Below are 1,371 nucleotides of genomic sequence, written 5' to 3' on the forward strand. Positions count from 1 at the left end.
TAAGGCTGGGCTGTAATGGGGAGCGAAAATTATAGTAGCGAAGGTCATGATCTCACACTGCCAAGAAAAGCCTCTAGCCAGGTGATGGTGCCCGTACCGCAAACCGACACAGGTAGGCGAGAAGAGAATTCTAAGGCGCGCGGAAGAACTCTCGTTAAGGAACTCGGCAAAATGACCCCGTAACTTCGGGAGAAGGGGTGCCCCGGTAGTGTGAATAGCACGAGGGGGCCGCAGTGAAAAGGCCCAAGCGACTGTTTAGCAAAAACACAGGTCTGTGCGAAGCCGTAAGGCGAAGTATACGGGCTGACGCCTGCCCGGTGCTGGAAGGTTAAGGGGAGCGGTTAGGAGCAATCCGAAGCTGTGAACCGAAGCCCCAGTAAACGGCGGCCGTAACTATAACGGTCCTAAGGTAGCGAAATTCCTTGTCAGGTAAATTCTGACCCGCACGAATGGCGTAACGACTTGGGCGCTGTCTCAACGAGAGATCCGGTGAAATTTTAATACCTGTGAAGATGCAGGTTACCCGCGACAAGACGGAAAGACCCCATGGAGCTTTACTGCAGCTTGATATTGAATTTGGGTACGATCTGTACAGGATAGGTGGGAGCCTTTGAAGCATGAGCGCCAGCTTGTGTGGAGGCACCGTTGGGATACCACCCTGATCGTATCTAGGTTCTAACCTGGTACCGTAATCCGGTGCGGGGACAGTGTCAGGTGGGCAGTTTGACTGGGGCGGTCGCCTCCTAAAGAGTAACGGAGGCGCCCAAAGGTTCCCTCAGAATGGTTGGAAATCATTCGAAGAGTGCAAAGGCATAAGGGAGCTTGACTGCGAGACCTACAAGTCGAGCAGGGACGAAAGTCGGGCTTAGTGATCCGGTGGTACCGCATGGAAGGGCCATCGCTCAACGGATAAAAGCTACCCTGGGGATAACAGGCTTATCTCCCCCAAGAGTCCACATCGACGGGGAGGTTTGGCACCTCGATGTCGGCTCATCGCATCCTGGGGCTGAAGTAGGTCCCAAGGGTTGGGCTGTTCGCCCATTAAAGCGGTACGCGAGCTGGGTTCAGAACGTCGTGAGACAGTTCGGTCCCTATCTGTCGTGGGCGTAGGAAATTTGAGAGGAGCTGTCCTTAGTACGAGAGGACCGGGATGGACGTACCGCTGGTGTACCAGTTGTTCCGCCAGGAGCACCGCTGGGTAGCTATGTACGGAAGGGATAAGCGCTGAAAGCATCTAAGCGTGAAGCCCCCCTCAAGATGAGATTTCCCAGTATGTAAGACCCCTTGAAGACGACGAGGTAGATAGGCTGGGGGTGGAAGTGCAGCAATGCATGGAGCTGACCAGTACTAATCGGTCGAGGGCTTATCCAA

General features: G+C 54.4%; 1 rRNA gene. It reads left to right on the forward strand.

From position 1 onward, the window contains the following. Nucleotides 1–1,371 (forward strand): 23S ribosomal RNA (locus tag HP548_RS00405); the annotation flags it as partial.

Origin of the sequence: Paenibacillus taichungensis (genome assembly GCF_013359905.1) — a bacterium.
Taxonomy (GTDB): domain Bacteria; phylum Bacillota; class Bacilli; order Paenibacillales; family Paenibacillaceae; genus Paenibacillus; species Paenibacillus taichungensis.